Raw genomic sequence first — 3,594 nt, forward strand, 5'->3', positions numbered from 1 at the left:
TTGGTTGCTGGGGCAGGATTTGAACCTGCGGCCTTCAGGTTATGAGCCTGACGAGCTACCGGGCTGCTCCACCCCGCGCCAAGTGCAAAACCCTTTGGGTTTTGTCACGGTGCGTAAACTGCGAAGCAGTTTACGCTACTGCCCGAGCAAATTGCCGAAGGCGATTTGTCTCGTGTAAGGGACGCACTGCATGTTTCCGGACCATTATAGCACAAAGGCCGCTTTGTGGGCGGCCCTTTTGATCGGCTTGGGGCCGTTTTCGTGATGAGAAGATTATCTTTGTTTGTTGCGTTTAGCAGACCTGGCAGCGACCGACTCTCCCGCGTCTTAAGACGAAGTACCATAGGCGCTGGGGCGTTTCACGGCCGTGTTCGGAATGGGAACGGGTGCAGCCGCCCCGCCATAACCACCAGGTCAGCGAAGCGCAACAAATGAGAAGCTGGTGAGGGCAAGCCCTCTTTTTAGAGTTGAACACGTCTAGGCTTCATCCCGACACGTCTGTGTCGGAGATGAGCATTGATCAATGAGAACGATCAAGCCAATCGAGCTATTAGTACCGGTAAGCTTCACACATTGCTGCGCTTCCACACCCGGCCTATCAACGTGGTCGTCTTCCACGGCTCTGATAGGGAATACTCGTTTTCAGGTTGGTTTCCCGCTTAGATGCCTTCAGCGGTTATCCATTCCATATGTAGCTACCCTGCTATGCCCTTGGCAGGACAACAGGTCCACCAGAGATATGTCCATCCCGGTCCTCTCGTACTAGGGACAGATCCTGTCAATATTCCTACACCCACGGCAGATAGGGACCGAACTGTCTCACGACGTTCTGAACCCAACTCACGTACCGCTTTAAATGGCGAACAGCCATACCCTTGGGACCTGCTCCAGCCCCAGGATGCGATGAGTCGACATCGAGGTGCCAAACAACCCCGTCGATATGGACTCTTGGGGGTCATCAGCCTGTTATCCCCGGCGTACCTTTTATCCGTTGAGCGATGGCCCTTCCACACGGGACCACCGGATCACTATGACCGACTTTCGTCTCTGCTCGACTTGTCAGTCTCGCAGTCAGGCGGGCTTATGCCATTGCACTCGACGACCGATTTCCGACCGGTCTGAGCCCACCATCGCGCGCCTCCGTTACTCTTTCGGAGGCGACCGCCCCAGTCAAACTACCCACCATACACTGTCCCGGATCCGGATAACGGACCGCGGTTAGACATCCATGACGATAAGGGTGGTATTTCAAGGATGGCTCCACAGAAACTGGCGTCCCTGCTTCAAAGCCTACCACCTATCCTACACATGCCGACACGAATGCCAGTGTAAAGCTATAGTAAAGGTGCACGGGGTCTTTCCGTCTGACCGCAGGAACCCCGCATCTTCACGGGGAATTCAATTTCACTGAGTCTATGTTGGAGACAGCGGGGAAGTCGTTACGCCATTCGTGCAGGTCGGAACTTACCCGACAAGGAATTTCGCTACCTTAGGACCGTTATAGTTACGGCCGCCGTTTACTGGGGCTTCGATTCAAAGCTTGCACCTCTCCTCTTAACCTTCCAGCACCGGGCAGGCGTCAGACCCTATACGTCGTCTTGCGACTTCGCAGAGCCCTGTGTTTTTGATAAACAGTCGCTACCCCCTGGTCTGTGCCACCCCACTTCACTTGCGTAAAATGGGGTCACGCTTCTTCCGAAGTTACGCGTGCAATTTGCCGAGTTCCTTCAACATAGTTCTCTCAAGCGCCTTGGTATACTCTACCTGACCACCTGTGTCGGTTTCGGGTACGGTCTATACGGTGGAGCTATTTCCTGGAACCGCGTCCCTGCAAGATCAATCCAATAAGACCTCACAAGTTGAGCAATCCGTCACTACCACCAGGCCCACGAATATTAACGTGGTTCCCATCGACTACGCGTGTCCGCCTCGTCTTAGGGGCCGGCTAACCCTGCTCAGATTAACTTTAAGCAGGAACCCTTGGTCTTTCGGCGAGAGGGTCTCTCACCCTCTTTATCGTTACTCATGTCAACATTCGCACTTCCGATACCTCCAGGAGCCCTCACGGGTCTCCCTTCATCAGCTTACGGAACGCTCCGCTACCACGTGTATTGCTACACATCCTCAGCTTCGGTGCATGGCTTCAGCCCCGTTACATTTTCGGCGCAAAGACCCTTATTTAGACCAGTGAGCTGTTACGCTTTCTTTAAATGATGGCTGCTTCTAAGCCAACATCCTGGTTGTTTTGGGATCCTCACATCCTTTCCCACTTAGCCATGACTTGGGGACCTTAGCTGGAGGTTAGGGTTGTTGCCCTTTTCACGACGGACGTTAGCACCCGCCGTGTGTCTGCCGACTAGTACTCCTGGGTATTCGGAGTTTGGTTAGGATCAGTAAGACGGTGAGTCCCCATAGCCCATCCAGTGCTCTACCCCCCAGGGTATTCGGTCGACGCTCTACCTAAATAGATTTCGCGGAGAACCAGCTATTTCCGAGTTTGATTGGCCTTTCACCCCTAGCCACAAGTCATCCCAATCTATTGCAACAGATGCGGGTTCGGTCCTCCAGTTGGTGTTACCCAACCTTCAACCTGCTCATGGCTAGATCACTCGGTTTCGGGTCTAATGCAACAAACTAAATCGCCCTATTCAGACTCGCTTTCGCTTCGCCTACACCTACCGGCTTAAGCTTGCTTGTTACACTAAGTCGTTGACCCATTATACAAAAGGTACGCCGTCACCCTTGCGGGCTCCGACTGTTTGTAGGCATCCGGTTTCAGGTTCTATTTCACTCCCCTTGTCGGGGTGCTTTTCACCTTTCCCTCACGGTACTTGTTCGCTATCGGTCATGCACGAGTACTTAGGCTTGGAGAGTGGTCTCCCCATGTTCAGACAGGATTTCTCGTGTCCCGCCCTACTCTAGGACAATCATGCTATCTACGCGTACGGGGCTGTCACCCGCTACGGCCAAACTTTCCAGAATGTTCCGCTTTAAACACAATTGCCACTGGCCTGGTCCGCGTTCGCTCGCCACTACTTGCGGAGTCTCGGTTGATGTCCTTTCCTGCAGGTACTTAGATGTTTCAGTTCCCTGCGTTCGCTTCTTACACCCTATTTTATTCAGGTGCAGATACCTTATCACAATGCTTGGAAACCCAAATCGTTCTTGCGAACAACTTGGATTTTCCAAGCATTTAAGGTGGGTTGCCCCATTCGGAGATCCATGGATCAAAGCTTATTCGCAGCTCCCCACGGCTTTTCGCAGCGTATCACGTCCTTCATCGCCTGTGCATGCCAAGGCATCCACCAAATGCCCTTACGACACTTAATCGTTCTCATTGCCAATGCTCATCTTTAGTTGGATTTGGCAAACCTTGTCCCGTCGGCTTCGCCGCGGGGGTGCCAAATCTGGCCATACGGCCAGCTCCAACAATCTGGTTACCTTTTACAACCAGATCATTCAGATGCCATCGACGTGTTCGATCCGGTCCCTTTATTGGAGCTACGCCGAGCAGCTCGCTTGGGCCGGATCTTTAAGACCAGCTTCTCGAGATTAAATCCGGTACCGCGCGGTCAGGCAACGGTAATCAGACCA

At 53.1% G+C, this 3,594-nt stretch carries 1 tRNA gene and 2 rRNA genes; all 3 read right to left on the reverse strand.

Annotated features, from left to right (window positions below):
• Position 1: 1 nt before the first annotated feature.
• Positions 2 to 78: transfer RNA gene (locus C934_RS0100005), tRNA-Met, on the reverse strand.
• Between the two features lie 221 nt (positions 79 to 299).
• A 5S ribosomal RNA gene (rrf, locus tag C934_RS0100010) occupies positions 300 to 414 on the reverse strand.
• Between the two features lie 115 nt (positions 415 to 529).
• A 23S ribosomal RNA gene (locus tag C934_RS0100015) occupies positions 530 to 3,330 on the reverse strand.
• Between the last annotated feature and the right edge of the window lie 264 nt (positions 3,331 to 3,594).

Origin of the sequence: Rhizobium sp. 42MFCr.1 (assembly GCF_000377185.1) — a bacterium.
GTDB classification, from domain to species: Bacteria; Pseudomonadota; Alphaproteobacteria; order Rhizobiales; family Rhizobiaceae; genus Rhizobium; species Rhizobium altiplani.